Origin of the sequence: Pseudomonas sp. MIL9 (assembly GCF_016887925.1) — a bacterium.
Taxonomy (GTDB): domain Bacteria; phylum Pseudomonadota; class Gammaproteobacteria; order Pseudomonadales; family Pseudomonadaceae; genus Aquipseudomonas; species Aquipseudomonas mohnii.
In genome coordinates this window covers 15,238-33,781 of sequence record NZ_JAFEHE010000033.1, presented here as the reverse complement: position 1 = coordinate 33,781, position 18,544 = coordinate 15,238, and the positions used below count along the sequence as shown (strand labels likewise).

At 61.5% G+C, this 18,544-nt stretch carries 15 protein-coding genes; 6 read left to right on the top strand and 9 right to left on the bottom strand.

The features are described 5' to 3' along the window. Window positions 1-2 precede the first annotated feature (2 nt). Both JQF37_RS28745 and JQF37_RS28740 read right to left on the bottom strand, forming a co-directional pair. A complete protein-coding gene (locus JQF37_RS28745) occupies window positions 3-1,043 on the bottom strand; it encodes an AraC family transcriptional regulator (protein WP_130207723.1) in 1,041 nt (346 codons plus the stop codon). A 3-nt stretch (window positions 1,044-1,046) separates the two neighbouring features. Further along, window positions 1,047-2,177: a nitrilase-related carbon-nitrogen hydrolase gene (locus JQF37_RS28740; RefSeq protein ID WP_130207721.1), complete on the bottom strand. Its 1,131-nt coding sequence runs from the start codon at window positions 2,175-2,177 to the stop codon at window positions 1,047-1,049. A gap of 211 nt (window positions 2,178-2,388) precedes the next feature. On the opposite strand from JQF37_RS28740, the gene JQF37_RS28735 reads away from it, so the two are divergent. After that, complete coding sequence (locus JQF37_RS28735; RefSeq protein ID WP_130207719.1) at window positions 2,389-4,428, top strand: NADPH-dependent 2,4-dienoyl-CoA reductase; 2,040 nt, start codon at window positions 2,389-2,391, stop codon at window positions 4,426-4,428. A gap of 44 nt (window positions 4,429-4,472) precedes the next feature. Further along, complete coding sequence (locus JQF37_RS28730; protein WP_130207717.1) at window positions 4,473-5,399, top strand: pyridoxal-phosphate dependent enzyme; 927 nt, start codon at window positions 4,473-4,475, stop codon at window positions 5,397-5,399. Between the two features lie 58 nt (window positions 5,400-5,457). On the opposite strand, the gene JQF37_RS28725 is transcribed toward JQF37_RS28730, so the two are convergent. The 3 genes from JQF37_RS28725 to JQF37_RS28715 form a co-directional block, all read right to left on the bottom strand. Beyond that, window positions 5,458-6,018 carry a cytochrome b gene (locus JQF37_RS28725; RefSeq protein ID WP_130207715.1) on the bottom strand — a complete coding sequence of 187 codons (561 nt, stop codon included), beginning with the start codon at window positions 6,016-6,018 and terminating at the stop codon, window positions 5,458-5,460. Window positions 6,019-6,198: 180 nt separating this feature from the next. Beyond that, a complete protein-coding gene (gene phnX / locus JQF37_RS28720) occupies window positions 6,199-7,026 on the bottom strand; it encodes a phosphonoacetaldehyde hydrolase (protein ID WP_130207713.1) in 828 nt (275 codons plus the stop codon). Window positions 7,027-7,179: 153 nt separating this feature from the next. Then, window positions 7,180-8,289 (bottom strand): 2-aminoethylphosphonate--pyruvate transaminase, encoded by a 1,110-nt coding sequence (locus JQF37_RS28715; RefSeq protein WP_130207711.1) that lies wholly within the window; start codon window positions 8,287-8,289, stop codon window positions 7,180-7,182. A gap of 109 nt (window positions 8,290-8,398) precedes the next feature. On the opposite strand from JQF37_RS28715, the gene JQF37_RS28710 reads away from it, so the two are divergent. Further along, on the top strand, window positions 8,399-9,262 hold the full coding sequence (locus tag JQF37_RS28710) for a LysR substrate-binding domain-containing protein (RefSeq protein ID WP_130207709.1): 864 nt from the start codon (window positions 8,399-8,401) through the stop codon (window positions 9,260-9,262). A 22-nt stretch (window positions 9,263-9,284) separates the two neighbouring features. Here the strand turns inward: JQF37_RS28710 and JQF37_RS28705 are convergent, their stop codons facing one another. Further along, on the bottom strand, window positions 9,285-10,157 hold the full coding sequence (locus tag JQF37_RS28705) for a LysR family transcriptional regulator (protein WP_130207707.1): 873 nt from the start codon (window positions 10,155-10,157) through the stop codon (window positions 9,285-9,287). 269 nt (window positions 10,158-10,426) lie between these two features. Between JQF37_RS28705 and JQF37_RS28700 the strand changes: the two genes are divergently transcribed. Both JQF37_RS28700 and JQF37_RS28695 read left to right on the top strand, forming a co-directional pair. Beyond that, window positions 10,427-11,752, top strand: coding sequence for an MFS transporter (locus JQF37_RS28700; RefSeq protein ID WP_047527566.1), 1,326 nt, complete (start codon window positions 10,427-10,429; stop codon window positions 11,750-11,752). Window positions 11,753-11,822: 70 nt separating this feature from the next. Continuing rightward, window positions 11,823-13,214, top strand: coding sequence for an FAD-dependent oxidoreductase (locus JQF37_RS28695; RefSeq protein ID WP_204149906.1), 1,392 nt, complete (start codon window positions 11,823-11,825; stop codon window positions 13,212-13,214). Between the two features lie 3 nt (window positions 13,215-13,217). Here the strand turns inward: JQF37_RS28695 and tssI are convergent, their stop codons facing one another. Beyond that, window positions 13,218-14,642 carry a type VI secretion system tip protein TssI/VgrG gene (gene tssI / locus JQF37_RS28690; protein ID WP_130207703.1) on the bottom strand — a complete coding sequence of 475 codons (1,425 nt, stop codon included), beginning with the start codon at window positions 14,640-14,642 and terminating at the stop codon, window positions 13,218-13,220. Between the two features lie 217 nt (window positions 14,643-14,859). On the opposite strand from tssI, the gene JQF37_RS28685 reads away from it, so the two are divergent. After that, the gene (locus JQF37_RS28685) at window positions 14,860-15,564 is read left to right on the top strand and encodes a YebC/PmpR family DNA-binding transcriptional regulator (protein ID WP_090323589.1); all 705 of its coding nucleotides are present in this window, start codon (window positions 14,860-14,862) and stop codon (window positions 15,562-15,564) included. 129 nt (window positions 15,565-15,693) lie between these two features. Here JQF37_RS28685 and JQF37_RS28680 read toward each other — a convergent pair whose 3' ends face one another. Both JQF37_RS28680 and zapE read right to left on the bottom strand, forming a co-directional pair. Beyond that, window positions 15,694-17,004 carry a leucine-rich repeat-containing protein kinase family protein gene (locus tag JQF37_RS28680; RefSeq protein WP_130207701.1) on the bottom strand — a complete coding sequence of 437 codons (1,311 nt, stop codon included), beginning with the start codon at window positions 17,002-17,004 and terminating at the stop codon, window positions 15,694-15,696. Between the two features lie 135 nt (window positions 17,005-17,139). Further along, on the bottom strand, window positions 17,140-18,270 hold the full coding sequence (gene zapE, locus JQF37_RS28675; protein ID WP_130207699.1) for a cell division protein ZapE: 1,131 nt from the start codon (window positions 18,268-18,270) through the stop codon (window positions 17,140-17,142). Window positions 18,271-18,544 lie beyond the last annotated feature (274 nt).

Here is an 18,544-nt window from a genome sequence, read left to right as displayed (position 1 = left end):
CGTCAGGCTAACTGACGGTGGCTGCGGCGAAATTCGCCGGGGGTCTGACCGTTCCAGCGCTTGAAAGCGCGTTGAAAGGCTTCGGCTGAGGCAAAGCCCAGCAGATAGGCGATTTCTCCGAATGCCAGTTCGGTATCGCGAATGTAGGTCATGGCCAGGTCGCGACGTGTGTCGTTGAGAATTGCGCGAAATTGCGTGCCTTCCTCGGCAAGTCTGCGACGCAAGGTCCAGGTGGGCAGCTTCAGGCGTGCCGCCACTTCTTCCAGGTCGGGTTCCCGGCCGCCATTGAGCAACGGCCCCAGCAACTGAGTGATACGTTCACGCAGGCTGCGGGTGCGTGTCAGTTGCTCCAGTTCCCGCTCGCACAGTTGCAGCAAGTGTCGCCAGGTGCTTGGACAATGTTCAGGGTTTCGCTGAGCGAGACTCTCCAGGCCCAGGCGCAGCTGATTGTGTTCGCAGCCGAACTGGATCGGGCAGTCGCCCAGCACTTCATAGTCCGCGCGGTAATCGGGGGCTTCGAACTCGATCTCGATGCGCTCGGCGCGCAGTGGAGCGGGGCTGACACTGGACAATTGCTGCAACCAGCCGGCAATGATCGAGTCGACCACAAAGCGGTTATAGCTGTTGTAAGGGCTGATCGAGTAGAACCTCAGCCAGGCACCCTGGGGGTCTTCGTGAAAGCTCGACTGTCCGCGATAGTTGGAACCATACAAGGCTTCAAAACGGATCAGGCAACGTGCCGCTTCGCGCACGGTCGGCGCCTGGGAGGCGGTAACTCCGGCGAGGCCCGCCTGGCTCAAGCGACTGTATCGGCCCATGCGCAGGCCGAGTGCCGGGTTATCGGTCAACTGAATTGCGCCATGGCCCAGGCGCATGTAGCGGGGTATCGAGAGTCGGGCACACGCTTCGCCGAGTCGGGCTGCGTCGAGGCCGTATTGTTCGAGCAAGGGTTGCGGGTCTACTCCGTGGCTGCGTATGGCGTCGGCCAGACTGTGAACAAAACCCACTGACAGGTCGCCCAGACGCATCGGAAGGGATTTCATGCGCTACAACCAGAGATTCAGCAGGCGCGCACCATGCGCGTTGGCATCGACGAACTGCTGGCCGCTGCTGCTGATGAAGCTTTGTCCGGCGCTGCCCTGATCCCAGAATTGCCCGCGCAGAAACACGCTGACCCCGGCGGTGGCCTGACTGGCCGGCGCCTGCGTCGTGAGGGTCAGGTGCTGCCACGCCTGGCCTTCGCTGAGCTCTCCTGGCTTGAGGTTGACAGAGGCTGGCGTCGACGAGCCCCGGTATCCTCGCCACGGTTGATCCCAGGTGCCGCGCCCGGCCAAATAGGCCGGAACCGCAACCAGTTGCACGCGCAGATCGTCGAGCTTGCGATAATTTTCCGGATACCAGCTGTCGCGACCGATCAGCACGCCCAAGCGTCCGGCCGGTGTGTCGACCACATTGAGCGAATGCTCGCCACTGGCCTTGACCCCATCCTGCTTGGCAAACATCGGGTGCATCTGGCGTTGCGGTTGTCCGATTGGCAGGCCATCGCGGCTAAACACCACGCTGCTGTTGTAAAGCGCACCGTGGCCGATTTTCAGGGTGCCATCGATGATGCTCGGCTCGGGCAATACAATGGAACCTGCCACCAGTGTCACGTTGAATTCTTTCGCCAGGCCGCCAAACAACGCCTGGTAATCCTTGGCCATGCCTTTTGCTTTCATGCGCAGGTGAGCATCGTCCAGGCGGTTGCCGCCTTCGGCGCTGATCAAGGCACGGACAAATTTCAAGGGGTTGCTCACGGCCAGCCAGTTCATGGCTTCCTTCAACGTGCTGGCCTGATACAGCTCATCCTTCTCGCCGCTGACCATCAGCCAGGTGCCGACATGCTCCGGCAGGACCACGATGGTTTTCTCGTTCAGCAATCCCTGGTCCTTGGCTTTCTGCAAGTAGGCCGCGAGTTTGCGGTGCAGGCGTTCAGGGCTCTGATAGTCGGTGGGAAAGAGTTCGGGCTGGATGCCCAGCAGATTGCCGCGATCGGCAGGCGTGCCCTGATCGACGGCCAGGTTGATCCGCAAGTCCGAGAGGTAATGCCCCGCCGGGCGATCCGCGGCCCACATGGCGTAGGTCGTCAGGACAGCAATCAGCGCCATGGAGAAGGTCAGGTACAAAAGTTTGCGCATGGGGAAACAGTCAACGGCCGCGAGCAGGATTCGTCGACTAGGGTATGGCCCATGTCGACGCTTGCCAAGGGGTGCTGCGCATTTGGATCAATAAGTTGTCAGTTATGGTCATTGAGTGACAACGACTCGGCTCTTAGTCTGTCGAACATGACTGACGGGGGCCACCAGAGCTTCCGCATTTTTCCCGTGATCGCTCGATGTGGAGTTTCCGATGACCGCCGCCCATTACCCGCACCTGCTGGCCCCGCTGGACCTGGGTTTCACCACGTTGCGCAACCGTACCCTGATGGGGTCGATGCACACCGGCCTCGAAGAAAAACCGGGTGGGTTCGAGCGCATGGCGGCCTATTTCGCCGAGCGTGCCCGTGGGGGTGTTGGCTTGATGGTCACCGGTGGCATCGGTCCGAACGACGAGGGCGGGGTGTATTCCGGCGCCGCCAAGCTGACCACCGAAGAAGAAGCGCTCAAGCACCGGATCGTGACGCGCGCGGTGCACGAGGCGGGTGGCAAGATCTGCATGCAGATCCTTCACGCCGGCCGTTATGCCTACAGCCCGAAACAGGTCGCGCCGAGCGCCATTCAGGCGCCGATCAACCCGTTCAAGCCTAAAGAGCTTGACGAGGACGGCATCGAGAAGCAGATCCGCGATTTCGTCACCTGTTCGACCCTGGCGCAACAGGCCGAATACGACGGCGTCGAAATCATGGGCTCCGAAGGGTATTTCATTAACCAGTTCCTCGCCGCTCATACCAACCACCGTACCGACCGCTGGGGCGGCAGCTACGAAAACCGCATGCGCCTGCCGGTGGAAATCGTCCGCCGGGTGCGTGAAGCGGTCGGTCCGAACTTCATCATCATTTTCCGCCTGTCGATGCTCGACCTGGTGGAAGGCGGCAGCACCTGGGAAGAAATCGTGCAGTTGGCCAAGGCCATCGAGCAGGCCGGTGCGACCCTCATCAACACCGGGATCGGCTGGCACGAAGCGCGGATTCCGACCATAGCCACCAAGGTGCCGCGTGCGGCGTTCAGCAAGGTCACGGCCAAGCTGCGTGGTTCGGTGAACATTCCGTTGATCACCACCAACCGCATCAACACCCCGGAAGTCGCCGAGCAGATTCTGGCCGAAGGCGATGCCGACATGGTCTCGATGGCGCGGCCGTTCCTCGCCGACCCGGACTTCGTCAACAAGGCCGCTGAAGGCCGCGCCGACGAAATCAACACCTGCATCGGATGCAACCAGGCGTGCCTGGACCACACCTTCGGCGGCAAGTTGACCAGTTGCCTGGTCAACCCGCGTGCCTGCCACGAAACCGAACTCAACTATGTGCCGGTCAAGCAGATCAAGAAAATCGCCGTGGTCGGTGCCGGTCCTGCGGGATTGTCCGCCGCGACCGTAGCGGCCGAGCGCGGCCATCAAGTGACGCTGTTCGATTCGGCCAGCGGAATCGGCGGCCAGTTCAACGTCGCCAAGCGAGTGCCGGGCAAGGAAGAGTTCTACGAGACCCTGCGTTACTTCAACCGCAAGTTGCAGACCACCAACGTCGAACTGTGCCTGAACACCCGTGTGGATGTGGCAAGACTGGTCGAGGGCGGTTACGACGAGATCATCCTGGCGACCGGCATTGCGCCAAGAACCCCGGCGATTCCGGGTGTCGAGAATGCCAAGGTCCTGAGTTACCTGGACGTGCTCCTCGAGCGTAAGCCCGTGGGCAAACGTGTCGCGGTGATTGGCGCCGGTGGTATCGGTTTCGATGTGTCGGAGTTCCTCGTTCACCAGGGCGTGTCCACCAGCCTGAATCGCGACGAATTCTGGAAAGAATGGGGCATCGATACGCACCTGGAAGCGCGCGGCGGTGTCGCCGGGATCAAGGCCACGCCCCATGCCCCGGCCCGTGAAGTGTTCCTGCTGCAACGCAAGAAGTCCAAGGTCGGCGACGGCCTGGGCAAAACCACCGGCTGGATTCACCGTACCGGTTTGAAGAACAAGCAGGTGCAGATGCTCAACAGTGTCGAATACCTGAAGATCGACGACCAAGGTCTGCATATCCGCATCGGCGAAGCCGGCGAGCCGCAAGTGCTGCCGGTGGACAATATCGTGATCTGCGCCGGGCAAGAACCGTTGCGCGAGTTGCAGGAAGGCCTGGTCGCGGCAGGGCAGAACGTGCATTTGATCGGTGGCGCGGACGTCGCAGCGGAGCTGGATGCCAAGCGGGCGATCAATCAGGGTTCGCGGTTGGCCGCTGAGTTGTAATCGCAGCTGCTAAGATGCCGGCTCTTTTCCCTGGGCCGGCATCAATGCTTTCTCCTCCCGCAAACTGGCGACCCCAAGCCCCCCTCGAACCACTGCAACTCGACTGGCTCAGCATCGCCAGAATCGAAGTCGCCATCCTGCGCCTGGATCAGATCGACCCGCTGATCAGCGGCAACAAATGGTTCAAGCTCATCGAACACCTCAACGCCGCTGACCGGGCGGGTGCCGAGGGCATCATCAGCCTCGGTGGTGCGCATTCCAATCACCTTCACGCACTGGCCGCCGCCGGCAAGCGCCTGGGTTTTGCCACGGTCGGCCTGCTGCGCGGACATCCTCAGCAAACGCCCACCGTGAAAGACTTGCAGGCGTTCGGCATGCAGCTGCACTGGCTCGGTTATGGCGGCTATCGCGCGCGGCATGAAGCGGGTTTCTGGCAGCCGTGGCAATCCCTCTACCCGACACTGCACCCGGTACCGGAAGGCGGTGGTGGTTTGCCAGGCGCGCTCGGCTGCATGTCGCTGAGAGGGCAGGTCGCTGCGCAGCTGGCCAGTGTCGGCTGGAGCGACTATGACGGTTGGTGGCTGGCCTGCGGAACGGGCACGACCCTGGCCGGCCTGGTGCTGGCTGAAGCGGGGGATCATCCGGTCTACGGCGCGTTGGCGGTGCCCGACGATCATGGGGTCGCGCAGCAGGTCGAGAGGATCGTTGAAGAAGCGGGTGAAACCACAGCAGTTTATGAACTGTTCGACGCCAGTCGTGGCGGTTTTGCCCGCGTCGATCCGCCGTTGCTCGAATTCATCGAAAAGACCGGGCAAACCAGCGGCATTCCTCTGGAACCGCTGTACACGGGTAAGGCGTTGCTGGCGCTCAAACAGCAAGTCGAGGCGGGCCGGTTTGCTCCCGGGACGCGACTGATCTTCATCCATACCGGTGGCTTGCAGGGCCTGCGAGGGTTCGGTTCGCAGCACTGAAGGGCATCAGAAACCAGTGTGGGAGCAAGCTTGCTCCCACATTCAGGTATTGCGGGTCTCAGGAATTGCGGCTCACCCGTTTGGGCATCATCCGCAGCAAGGTGTTATCGCCGACCACGTAGTGATGATAAAGCCCGGCCAACGCGTGCAGGCCAATCAGCCAATAGCCGATGGTTGCGCCCAGTTCATGCCAACCCTGGATTTGTTTGGCCAGTGCTTTGTCTTCAGCGATCAGCATGGGCAGGTCGATACCATAAAACATCACTTGATTGCCTTTGGCACTGGTGACCAGCCAGCCGAGAATCGGCATGGTGATCATGAAGAGGTACAGCGCCCAGTGCATCAGCCTGGCCATCACCGTCTGCCACCGAGGGGAGGCCGGGAGGATTTGCGGCGCCGGGCCCAGGCTGCGAGCAAACAAACGCAACCAGACCAGAACGAACACGGTCAGGCCGAGCATGAAGTGCAATTCCACGATCAGTGTTCGCCCGCCACTGCCCTTGGGAAAAATCCCGCGAAATTCTATGCAGGCATAAACCAACGCCAGCAAAACCAACATCAACCAATGCAGCGCTATCGAGACGGTGCTATAGCGCGAATCGGAATTTTTCCATGGCATACGGTGTTCCTCACAGGTCAGCTCAAGCCACCGTTCTTCTTCGACGGTGTGCTTTTACTGTAATCCTGTTTCACCGTGTTTGCCTGTGGCGATCGGTCACGGGAGCATTGGTTCAGCTGATTGACAGCAAAAAGCGCCGGTTCCGTTCAGACACTGGCGCTGTTTTTGGAGGTATGGCAATCAGTGGGCTTGTGGCATTTCACCGTTGGCCAGGCGCTTGTTGATATCGGCGATCACGGCCGGCAAGTCAGTGATGGTGTCGATCATGTAATGCGGGCGCGAGCCTTCGAACAGCGCATGGATACGCTTGCGTTCGCTGTCGAGTTTATCGCTGTCCAAGGCGCGATAACCCTCGTAGTCCAGGCCCAGGGCGTTGCCCGAACAGATCAGCGCCACGGTCCACATGCCGGCGCGGCGACCTTCGAGAATGCCTGGCACGGTGTCGTCGATCTTCACGCAGGCGGCGACATCGTCGATGCCCAGGGCTATCACGTTGGCCAGTGCCTGTGCCGGCCATGGGCGGCCATTCGGTACCTCGTCGGTGGCGACCACGTGATCGGCCACGTAACCGTTGGTGGCGGCCAGTTCGACCACCTTGTCCATGACCTGTTTCGGGTAACCGGAGCACGAGCCGATCTTGATCCCTTGCTGGCGCAGGTGGGCGATGGTGTCCAGTGCACCCGGGATCAGCGCCGAGTGCTCGGCGATTTTCTCGATTTGCAGCGGCATGAAGCGTTCATAGATGGCGGTGACGTCATCGTCGGTGGGCGTGCGGCCAAACACAGTGCGGTAGCGCTCGGCGACTTCCGGCTGATTGCACAAGGTGCGGATGTGGTCCCACTTGCCCATGCCCATTGGGCCACGGGCTTCATCGATGGACACCTGGACGTCGAACTCGGCGAAGGCCTCGACAAAGATCTGCGTCGGCGCGAAAGAACCGAAATCGACCACGGTGCCGGCCCAGTCGAGGATGGCGGCCTGGAGTTTGTTTGGGTTGGTGTAGTTCATGGTGATCAAGTCCTGTGGCAACTGGCTAATAGGGGCGATGCGGTGACTGTGGGAGCGAGCCTGCTCGCGATTGGGTCTGACATCCACTCATGAAGTCGACAGACAGGGCCTCATCGCGAGCAAGCTCGCTCCCGCAGGGGAAGGCGGTGTGGCTTAGATCTCTAACACTTCCATCTCTCGCAGCACGTCGCCAATCGCCGCCACCGCTTCGCGCATCTGCGCCGGGGTGACATGACCGATGCAGCCGACGCGGAAGGTTTCGACCTGGGTCAGTTTGCCGGGGTAGAGGATGTAACCCTTGGCCTTGACCCGTTCGTAGAATTCCTTGAACTGGTAGCGTGGGTCTTTCGGTGCGTGGAACGTGGTGATGATCGGTGCCTGGATGGCGGCCGGCAGGAAGCTGCGCAACCCCAGTTTGCCCATCTCTTCCATCAGCGCCTGGCAGTTGGCGGCGTAGCGCTGGTGCCGGGCCGGCAGGCCGCCTTCTTCGTTGTATTGCAGCAGGGCTTCGTGCAGCGCCGCGACCACGTGGGTCGGCGGGGTGAAGCGCCATTGGCCGGTCTTGGCCATGTAGGAGTGCTGGTCAAACAGATCCATCGCCAGCGAATGCGAGTTGCCGGCAGCGTTGGTCAGGGCTTCCTTGCGAGCGAAAACGAACCCCATCCCAGGTACGCCTTCCAGGCATTTTCCGGAAGCGGCAATCAGCGCATCGAACGGTATCTGTTGCGCGTCGACCGGCAGCGCGCCAAAGGAGCTCATGGCGTCGATGATCAGGCGTTTGCCGTGTTGCGCAACGATCCGAGCGATTTCCGGCAGCGGGTTGAGGATGCCGGTGCTGGTTTCGCAGTGAATCAGCGCGACGTGGGTGATGCCGGCATCGGCTCGCAGCAGGCGCTCGACATCGGCGGCGGTGGTGGGTTCGTCTTCGGCGGTTTCGAAGGTGCTGAACGAGCGGCCGAGCACTTCGCAGATTTTCGCCAGGCGTTTGCCGTAGGCACCGTTGATCAGCACCAGCACTTTGCCGTCGCGCGGTACCAGCGTGCCGATGGCCGCTTCGACCGCGAAGGTGCCGCTGCCTTGCAGGGGCACGCAGTGATGAGTGGCGCCCCCGTTGATGATTGCCAGCAGTTGTTCGCAGAGGCTGGCGGTCAACTGGTTGAAGCGCTCATCCCATGAACCCCAGTCGACCATCATCGCCTGACGGGTGCGTGCTGAAGTGGTCAGTGGACCAGGGGTGAGCAGGATGGGGGCGGCAGTACTCATTCTCGTGTCCTCGCAATCGATGGGATGAAGCTACGGGGCCTAAATTGCAATTTGCCGAGTTATCAATCAAATTGTTTGTTGTTATGCCAGCCATCAGTGAGGCTTATTCATGAATCTGTTTCAGCTGCGTGCTTTCGACGCCGTGGCCCGCGAGGGCAGCTTTACCCGGGCGGCCGCACGGCTGTTCATCAGTCAACCGGCGGTCACCGGGCACATCAAGGCGCTGGAGGAGCACTACCAGATCAGCCTGTTGCGCCGCACCGCGCGACGGGTGGAGTTGACGGAAGAGGGCACCAAACTGGCGGCGATCACCCGGGCCATGTTCGGCCTGGCTGAAGAAGCACAGGTGATGCTGGAGGCCAACCGGCAGTTGCTGACCGGGCGCCTGGAAGTGGCGGCGGACGGCCCGCACATGGTCATGCCGATGCTCGCGAGCCTGCGGGCGCGTTATCCGGGCATCACGGTCAACCTGCGCCTGGGCAATGCCCAGGAAACCCTGGCGGCGCTGTTGTCCGAACATGCCGACGTGGCGGTGCTGACCGAGGTCGAGCCGCGCAAGGGCCTGCATCTGCAAGCCCTGAGCGAGTCGCGGATTTGCGCGCTGGTGCCCGAAAGTCATCCTTGGGCGCAACGGTCCAAAGGCGTGCCGCTCAAGGAACTGGATCAGGTGATCATGGTGTTGCGTGAGCCGAGTTCGATAACACGGCGCACCTTTGATCAGGCGTGCGCCCATGCCCAAGTCAACCCAAGGGTGTTGCTCGAACTGGACAGTCGCGAAGCGGTGACCGAAGCGGTGGCTGCCGAGTTGGGCGTGGGCGTGGTGTCTTCGGTAGAGGTGAGCCACGATCCCCGGGTGGCGGCGGTGCCGATCATTGGCGAGGGGTTGGTGAACCGGCACATGATGGGGTGCATGGAACGGCGCCGGGATTTGCGTTTGATCCAGGCGTTTTTTGAGTTGGTGCCAGGCCGATAAACCGCGATGGTGCCAGACCTGCCTACCTCAGGCTCTCGCGCACCATTTCCAGAAACGTCGCCACCACCCGCCGCGAACTCTGCTCGCGCAAGCACACCAGCGTCTCGGTCAACCGCCGTTTGCAATCGGTAATCGGCAATGCACACACACGCGAGTCCGCGCCGAACTCGGCTGCCGACACCACGCCGACACCGATCCCGACCACCACCGCTTCTCGCGCCGCCTCCCGCCCTTCGACCTGAATGGCCGGGCGGATGCGGAAGCCAGCGCCAGCCATTTCTTCTTCCAGCGTTTGCCGCGTCACCGAACCGATTTCCCGCAGCACCAGCGGCGTATCGTCCAGGTCCGCCAGGCAGATGGACTTGCGATCGGCCCACGGGTGATTGCGCGACACGAACGCCACCATCGGGTCGTTGCGCAGGGGCAACGAGAGCAGACGTTCATCACTGACATCACGGCCCAGTAACGCCAGATCGGCTTGATAGTTGAAGAGCCGCAAGAGCGACTCATCGGTGTTGCCGGTTTCGATCTTCACGCTGATCCCCGGATAACGCTCACAGAATCGGGCGATCTGCGGCAGTACATGCACCGGCGCGTCCACCGCCAGAACCAGGCTGCCGGTCTGCAAGGCCTGGGAGTCTTGCAACAGTTCCTGGGCTTCGGCTTCGATCACGAACAATTTCTGCGTGACGCCGAGCAAGCGTTCGCCCAGGTCGGTCAGGCGCACGGAGCGCTTGTTACGGTGGAACAGCAGCACACCGTAGCGCTCTTCGAGTTTGCGCACCTGGTCGGAAATGGCCGGTTGTGTGAGAAACAGTCGTTCGGCAGCTTTGGTAAAGCTTCCGTACACGGCCACGGCGTGGAAGGCTTTGAGTTGGGCGTGGGAAACCGACATGCGAATCTCCAGTAACAAGCTGAGCTTATTTTTGAAATACGATAAATCGATTTCACTTATTAATCAGTAATTGTTTTTATCCACCTCAGCCCCGGTGACTGGTCAATCGAACAGCGGCGGGTGCCATGAGCCTGTGCGTGCAACAACAGGACTCATCTGACCGGAATCGCCCACAGGGACAAGGTGATTTCGCAGTGCTCAACAATAAAAAACACAGGCGTTTTCTTTCAATTCTGCCGGCACACTCACACCCTGAGGTCAGAACCACAATGAACAAGCACATCGGCACCATCAAACGTTGGCGCGTGCAGATCTTCGCGATCACCTGGCTCGCCTACGCCGCTTTCTACTTCACTCGCAAAGCATTCTCTGTTGCAAAACTCGGGATTGGCGAAGACCCGACGTTCATGCTCGACAAAATGGCCATGGCCAACCTCGATGCTATCTATCTGACCGCTTACGCCATCGGGCAATTCACCTGGGGCATCCTGGCCGATCGCTTCGGCCCGCGGGTCGTGGTGCTGGGCGGCTTGCTGATTTCTGCGGCGGCTGCGCTGGTGATGGGCAGTTTCGCCACGTTGCCGATTTTCGCCACTTGCATGTTGATTCAAGGCCTGGCGCAGTCCACCGGTTGGTCGGGGCTGTGCAAGAACCTCGGTAGTTTCTATCCCGCCGAGCAGCGCGGGCGAGTGCTGGGCCTGTGGAGTTCCTGCTACGCCTTTGGCGGTCTGGTGGCATCGCCCTTTGCCGGTTGGTGGGCCTATACGCTCATCGGCAGCTGGCATGCGGCGTTCATTTCCAGTGCGGCGGTGGTTGGGCTGGTCGCCGTGCTGTTTTTTATTTTTCAACGCAACAAACCCGAAGACGTCGGTTTGCCGGCTGTGGAGCCCGAGCCCGAGCTGACCGCTGAAGAGGCACAGGCTCAAAGCAAAATCAGCGTCCTGGAGCCGTTAAAGGAAATCCTGCGCAATCGTACGGTGCTGGTGCTCGGCCTCGCGTACTTCATGCTGAAGCCGGCGCGCTATGCGATTCTGCTCTGGGGCCCGGTGATCGTTTTCGAACAGATGCCTTCGGTGGGCAAGGTCGGCGCGGCGATCATTCCGACGGCGTTCGAACTGGCCGGGTTGCTCGGACCGATCATGATCGGCCTCGCCTCCGACAAAGTGTTCGGCGCCCGACGTATGCCCGCCTGTGTGCTCAGTCTGCTGGCGCTGACCGTGTCGCTCGCGCTGTTCATGGGTGCCCTGCACACCGGCAGTGTGCTGCTGGTAGTGGCGCTGCTGTTTGTCATGGGCCTGACGCTTTATGGACCGGATTCGATGATCAGCGGCGCGGCCGCCATCGACTTCGGTACTGCCAAGGCCGGTGCGACCGCCGCCGGTTTCGTCAACGGTTGCGGCTCGGTCGGGGCGATTCTTGGCGGGTTGCTGCCTGGTTATTTCGACACCGTGACGGTGTTCATTGTCTTCGCTGGCTGCGCGATGTTCTCCGCACTGGTGTTGATCCCGCACTGGAACAGCCGCCCCGGTGGCTTGCGAACCCACTATCCCCTCGTGCCTAACCGGCCGATAAGCGTCAAATCCCTGCGTACCTGAACCCTGTCCGTCGCCGCCTGCTGCGTTTGCGGCAGGCTGGCGTGTGGACTATCGAATGGAGAGTGATCCCATGAGACCCTTTTGGCTGGAGCAGGCCTTGAAGACCGAGACGTGCGAAACCTGTCCGGCGCTGCAAGGCGACATCCGCGCCGCCGTCTGTATCGTCGGCGGCGGTTACACCGGGTTATGGACCGCCATCATGCTCAAGGAGCAGAACCCCGGCCTGGAAGTGGTGCTGATCGAAGCCGATATCTGTGGCGTCGGCGCCAGTGGCCGCAACGGTGGTTGTGCGCTGTCGTGGTCGGCCAAGTATTTCACCCTTGAACGCCTGTTCGGCGCTGAAGAAGCGGTGCGGCTGGTCAAGGAATCCGAGCGCAGCATCCACGCGATCGGGGCCTTCTGCGAACGGTATGCGGTGGACGCCGACTACCGCCTCGATGGCACCCTCTACACCGCGACCAACCGTGCTCAGGTCGGCTCGACCGACGCGGTGATCGCCGCGCTGGAGCGCAACGGCATCAACTCCTTCAGCCAGCGGCCGCTGGTCGATGTACAGCGCATGGCCGGCTCTACCAGGCACCTGGAAGGCTGGTTTTCCCCGGCCGCCGCCAGCGTGCAGCCAGGCAAACTGGTGCGCGGTTTGCGCCGGGTGGCCTTGCAGCTTGGCGTGCGGATTCATGAAAACACCGCCATGACCGGGCTGGAGGAAGGTAAGCCGGCCGTCATCCAGACCGCCAATGGCAGCGTTCGCGCCGACCGTGTGGTGCTGGCGATGAATGCCTGGATGGCACGGGCATTCCCACCGTTCGAACGCAGCGTGGCGATCGTCTCCAGCGACATGCTGATCACCGAACCACGACCCGATCTGCTCGACGAAATCGGTTTGACCAGCGGTGTCACCGTGCTCGATTCGCGGATTTTCGTGCACTACTACCACAACACACCGGACGGCCGGATCATGCTCGGCAAGGGCGGCAACACGTTCGCCTACGGCGGGCGCATGTTGCCGGTGTTCGATCAGCCATCGCCTTATGCCGGTCTGCTGCGCAGCAGTCTGACGGACTTCTTCCCGGCGTTTGCCGACGTCAAGGTCGACGCAACCTGGAATGGTCCGTCGGATCGCTCGGTCACAGGGTTGCCGTTCTTCGGGCAGATGAGTGCCAGCGGTAACCTGTTCTATGGTTTTGGCTATTCCGGCAGCGGGGTAGGGCCGTGCCACATGGGCGGGCAGATTCTGGCTTCGATGGTCCAGAGCCTGGACAATCCCTGGACGCGCTCGCCACTGGTCAACGGACCGCTGGGCTTCTTCCCGCCGGAGCCGATTCGTTACCTTGGCTCGCTGATGGTGCGCAACGCCATTCGCCGCAAGGAGCGCGCCGAGGACCACGGGCGGCGGCCCCGGCATCTGGACGTGCGCCTGGCCAGGTTCGCGGCGGCGGCCGGCAAGGCTGACAAGGGGTGAGGCTCAGGACTCGGCATCGGTGGGGTCGATCAACCAGTCGAGCAGCAGACGGCTATCGTTCCGTGGTTCATGGCGCCGGGCGGGTCGAGGCGTGGAACGGTGTCCCGTGCTGGCGCAGAACACCGGGCGGTCGGGATCGCTGTCGAGGAAACTGACCCAGCCGTCGCTGCCGGCCATGGGCAAGCGGCCCGGATCGATGCGGGCGCCCGTCATCGCGACGGGCAGCCAGAGGCCCACGCCTTCTGCGGTTTCATTGTCCGTAGCAGGCCACACACTCACCTGTATGCGACCTTGCTCATCCAGCGCCGACTGCTGCCCGGTCTGGCCCAGCACCCGCGCTGGCTGATAACCGGGGATACGCGGCCTGGGCTGTTCGAGCGCCGGACGAAACACCGTTGACCAGGGAATCGCGTTGAATTGATTGCGGTAACGCCTGGGTGCGCCCGAGGTGCCGTGCTGCAGAATCGAACCCTGCTCGCCCTGATGACGCGCCTGGGTCACCAACCATTGATCGTTGAAACCGGTTAGTGGGTGCTCAGTCACCTGCACGATGCAGCCGCTGCGCAGTTCGCCGTGATTACTTTGGCCGTGAATCTGCATTTGCCGGCATCGCAAGCGCTCCAGGTGCCGGCGAGCGAGTTGATCGCGGTGGCGCTGTTCGGGAGCGGGGCGGACCATGGGCGCCATGGCTTGGGTAAAGACATGATTGGCCGCGCCGTCGTCGGTGTCCATGGCGCCGCGGTCTCGGGTATCCAGCCTTGGCGAGAAGGGCCGTGAATCGTGACGCTGGAACAGCTCGCTGATTCGCCATGGGTTGCTGTCATCGGGTGCATCGCTCCGGAACGGCATCAACAACGGTTCCTGAGGGAAACTCAGGCTGTCGTCGGCGAACACCAGAACGTGCCCGTGACGGTGGTGTTCGAAGTGATAGTGAATGCCTTCCTCCTCGCACAGCCGTTGCAGCAGGGCCAGGTCGGTTTCTTCGTACTGAATGCAAAACGGTCGCAGAGGATAGTGGCCATTGGTCAGTTCGAAGCGATAGCTGTTATCGGGTAGCTCATGTTCGGCCAGCAACTGCTGCAGGATCATGGGCACGCTGGACGGCTCGAAAATGCGTCGGCAACGATGTCGGTCCAGCGATTGCAGGGCGGGGCCCAGCACCAGTTTGTAGCCGACCCGGTGCGGGCCGCGATGTTCGCGACTGACGTTGTGCAGTACGCCGTGAATGCCCTGGCCATGCCCAAGGCTCAGGAACGCCGCTTGGTGCAGTAGCTGTTGCAGCGGCATGGCCGGTGCCAGGCCAACCACTTCAATCTCGAATCGATAGGGTTGGTTGAGGGCTTCTCGGCCACTGAACTGCACGACCTGCAGGCTCAAATCGTCGTCAAGCAGTGTCAGGGTGAAGGGACTTTCCTTGTCGTTATGCATCGGACGCGCTTCTGCCATGGAGTACGGCTGCAGAGGGTACGAAACCACAGCCCTTAATGGTCATCGCAAACAGGAGTTTCAGAATCGCCCTACAACTGCCGGTGAATATGTCGATTCGAGGTCAGAATTTTTGGTCGATTGCCAACTTTAGGCCGGGTAAACTTGCGCGATGCGTCGGCCAATAGATGTCTCGGCGCCACAGACAAGAGAGTGAGTAATGGGCGCACAGTGGAAGGTTAAACACAAAGAAGCGGCAGCCAACGCCAAGGGAAAGATCTTCGGCAAACTGGTGAAAGAAATCACCATTGCTGCGCGCAACGGCGCTGATGTCGCCACCAACGCACACCTTCGCCTGGTGGTTGAACAGGCCAAGAAAGCTTCGATGCCCAAGGAAACACTGGATCGCGCCATCAAGAAGGGTGCGGGCCTGTTGGGCGAAACCGTGCAATACCATCGTGTGACGTATGAAGGCTTCGCACCGCATCAGGTGCCGCTGATCGTTGAATGCGTGACTGACAACATCAACCGTACCGTCGCTGAAATCCGCGTCGCATTCCGCAAGGGCCAGTTGGGCGCTTCCGGTTCGGTGGCCTGGGACTTCAACCACGTGGGCATGATCGAAGCCTCGCCGGACACCCCGGACGCCGATCCGGAAATGGCCGCCATCGAAGCGGGCGCTCAGGATTTCGAGCCGGGCGAAGACGGCGCGACCCTGTTCCTGACCGAGCCTGCGGATCTGGACGCAGTACAGAAAGCCCTGCCGGGACAAGGCTTCACCGTACTGTCGGCCAAGCTGGGCTACCAGCCGAAGAACCCGGTCAGCGGCCTGAGCGACGAGCAGATGGCTGAAGTCGAAGCCTTCCTCGAAGGCCTCGATAACCATGATGACGTGCAAGACATGTTTGTCGGGTTGGCGGGTTAAGTTGTAATTCCAGTAACACCGCCATCGCGGCCAAGCCCGCTCCCACAGTATTTGTGTCGTTCGTAAAAATGCGTACGACGCTGAACACTGTGGGAGCGGGCTGGCCCGCGATTGACCGCGCAGCGGTCATCAATCTTTCAGCAGTTGAATAACCTCGTCGAACCCCGGTCGCGCCAGTACATCAGGCTGACAGCAGCGCTGCTGCAAATCCTCCAGCCGCAGACGCCCCTCGGCGCTCAACCCCGAGTCGGTCCGCTCCAGCAATTCCCCCAGCAGAACCCCGAACGCTCTGACTTCGATGCGTTGCAGTGCACGGCTTTCCAGGGTGTCCTGCGTGGCATGGAAAGACGCCGCGCCAAAGTCCCCCAACAGGCAATCACCCTGCGCGTTCCACAGAATATTGTGGCCGTAGAGGTCGCCATGGGTAATGCCCTGGCGGTGCAAGTGCTCGGCGACCGAGGCGATACCACGGGCAATGCGCAAGGCGACATCGGCCGTGAACCGGGTATCTTCGGCGTAGACATCGCGGCTGCAGGTCGCCAGGCTCGGCAGCGCGGCAAGGTTGCGGTAGCTCGGCTCGATCAGTTGCATCACCAGCCCGGCGGTGTCTTGCGGGTGATCGACTACCCGGCCTTCGACCCGGATCAGGTTGGGGTGAAGGCCAGCGGTAATACAGGCGTTCATTTCATGCAACGGCGAGCCATCACTGGTCATTTCGCCCTTGTAGAGTTTGACCGCGACTTGCGTGTCCGCGTGGCCCGGTCGTGCCCATGCCGCCCGATGAATCAACCCCGAAGCGCCTTCGCCCAGGAGCTGCTCCAGACGCAACTGCGACCAGGGGATGCTCGCCGTGGCTGCCAGGGCGGCCGCGTCGGCTTCGGTTTCCAGCGGGTTGCCGGCGTACGCCAGCCAGGTCAGGCTCGGCAGCGCGAGCAGCCATTCGGGTAATTGGCTGATCTGGTTGGCGGCGATGCGGATCAGCTCCAGCCGATGGCAATTGCGCAAACTTTCCGGCAAGCGTTGCAGCCGGTTACCCGCCAGCATCAGTTTTTGCAGGTAGGGGCGCTCGCCCAGCTCCGTCGGCAGTTCGCCGATGCAGTTGTCGGTCAGGATCAGCCAACGCAGGAGCGGTGGCAACGCGGCGCCCGGCACGTGCTCGATGCGGTTGGCCTTGAAGCCGATCATGGTCAGCACCGCGCACTGGCCCACGCAGGCCGGCAGTTCGGTAAACAGATTGTCCGAGCAGAACAACACGCGCAAACGGGTCAGGCGATGCAGGTCGTCCGGGAGGCTGCTCATGGCATTGCCACTGAGGTTGAGCACTTCCAGGGAGTCCGCCAGGTCGAAGATTTCCCGGGGGAACTCTGTCAGGCCGCAGCTGAGGTCCAGACGGGTAATGCCTGCCAGTGTACCGGCGCGCAATTGTGCAAGGGTGTGCATGAACGGGGCTCGCCATCGATCAAATGAATGGCCGGCATGATAACGGGAATGAGTGTTGTCGGTCAGACCGCTTTCGCGAGCGAGCCCGCAGTCGACCCAGTTGTTTAATCGAGCGCGGACCCAATGTGGGATTGATCAGGCCGGCTCCCGGACCTCCACCAACTGCCCCAGGCGGCTGCGGGTACGTGCCAGGTCGATGGCATCGCCGTCCAGGCTTTCGCGCAATGAATGCTGCCCCATCAGCACCAGATGCTTGTCCTGGTCGTACAAAACGTCCACCAGATTGATGAAGCGTTGCTGGGCGGCGATTGAACAGTCGGCCAGGTTGGGCAATTCGTCGATGATCCAGTGATCGAATCGTCGGCACAGCTCCAGGTAATCCATGACCGCCGTGGGCTGCTCGCACAGATCGGTGAAGGTAAAACCGATGGTGCGGTCTTCGCAGAAACGGGCGGGCAGGTGGCGAGGGCCGACCGGCAGCGCAATGGCCGGCGCGTCGGCGGGTGGCAGGTTGGATGCCTGACGCTGCGACGGCGTGCCGGGCCAGATGTATTGACCCTGGGTAAACAGTTGATGCGTGTGAGTTCTGGCCTGGCTGCGGTAGTCGTGTGGCCCGCCGACCTCCATCACCTGCATGCGCGCGTTGATCAGGTCGATCACCGGTTTGAAGCGCGCGTGGTACAGCGGATTGGGCAACAGCCCCTCCGGCGGGTAATTGGAGGTGACGAGCAGCAGAATGCCTCGACGGAACAGCGCTTTGAACAGGCGCGTGATCAGCATCGCGTCGCCGATGTCATGGACATGGAATTCGTCGAAACACAGCACCCGGCAATCGCACAGCAAATCATCCAGGGTGGTCGCCAGCGCGTCCGGTTGATCGCGATGGCTGAACATCCCCTGATGCAACCGGGCAAAAAACTCGTGGAAGTGCAGGCGCTGTTTTTGTTCGAGGGGAATGGCCTGGAAAAAGCCGTCGAGCAGCCAACTCTTGCCGCGACCCACGGCGCCGTGCAGATAGAGGCCGGGCAGGGGGGACGCCGCGCTGCCCAGCAGCGCTGTGGCGTGTTGCGCCATACAGTCGATCACGCGCTGCTGACTGTGACTGAGGGTGTAGCCCTGCGCATGAGCCTTGCGGTGAAAGTAATCGTGGATGACCCGGCCGGTTGCGGTTCCATGGGCGGGCGCAGCCGAGGCCTTGCCGAACAGGCGGCGCAGCGACGGCCAGCGCGGTGCGAGACGCGAACGGTTGGGCGGTCGAACGGCCACTGTGATGTCACCCCATACTCTTCAGGCCGGCTCCCGCGCGGCGGCGCCATAGTGTACCCAGAGGGGAGAATTTGCTTCCAGTTATGTCGATGGAATGCTGGTTTTTTTTTGGACGGATTACTGCGGTGTGTACAACTTATTTCGAGTTGGAGTTCTGTAGAAAATCGATATAGGCCCTACAAAATCAATTCAATTGGGCGTGGACACACTTTTGTCTGGGCCGTCAGGTGGTCCACTGCAACGCGAAGAACTACGTGGGCAGCGCTGAAAGAGA

Coding starts and splice junctions, on each gene's coding strand:
- JQF37_RS28715 (WP_130207711.1), bottom strand. CDS start 8,289: ATGAGTACTGCCGCCCCCATCCTGCTCACCCCTGGTCCACTGACCACT.
- JQF37_RS28700 (WP_047527566.1), top strand. CDS start 10,427: ATGAACAAGCACATCGGCACCATCAAACGTTGGCGCGTGCAGATCTTC.
- JQF37_RS28745 (WP_130207723.1), bottom strand. CDS start 1,043: ATGAAATCCCTTCCGATGCGTCTGGGCGACCTGTCAGTGGGTTTTGTT.
- JQF37_RS28710 (WP_130207709.1), top strand. CDS start 8,399: ATGAATCTGTTTCAGCTGCGTGCTTTCGACGCCGTGGCCCGCGAGGGC.
- tssI (WP_130207703.1), bottom strand. CDS start 14,642: ATGCATAACGACAAGGAAAGTCCCTTCACCCTGACACTGCTTGACGAC.
- JQF37_RS28735 (WP_130207719.1), top strand. CDS start 2,389: ATGACCGCCGCCCATTACCCGCACCTGCTGGCCCCGCTGGACCTGGGT.
- JQF37_RS28695 (WP_204149906.1), top strand. CDS start 11,823: ATGAGACCCTTTTGGCTGGAGCAGGCCTTGAAGACCGAGACGTGCGAA.
- JQF37_RS28730 (WP_130207717.1), top strand. CDS start 4,473: ATGCTTTCTCCTCCCGCAAACTGGCGACCCCAAGCCCCCCTCGAACCA.
- JQF37_RS28685 (WP_090323589.1), top strand. CDS start 14,860: ATGGGCGCACAGTGGAAGGTTAAACACAAAGAAGCGGCAGCCAACGCC.
- JQF37_RS28705 (WP_130207707.1), bottom strand. CDS start 10,157: ATGTCGGTTTCCCACGCCCAACTCAAAGCCTTCCACGCCGTGGCCGTG.
- JQF37_RS28725 (WP_130207715.1), bottom strand. CDS start 6,018: ATGCCATGGAAAAATTCCGATTCGCGCTATAGCACCGTCTCGATAGCG.
- JQF37_RS28740 (WP_130207721.1), bottom strand. CDS start 2,177: ATGCGCAAACTTTTGTACCTGACCTTCTCCATGGCGCTGATTGCTGTC.
- phnX (WP_130207713.1), bottom strand. CDS start 7,026: ATGAACTACACCAACCCAAACAAACTCCAGGCCGCCATCCTCGACTGG.
- JQF37_RS28680 (WP_130207701.1), bottom strand. CDS start 17,004: ATGCACACCCTTGCACAATTGCGCGCCGGTACACTGGCAGGCATTACC.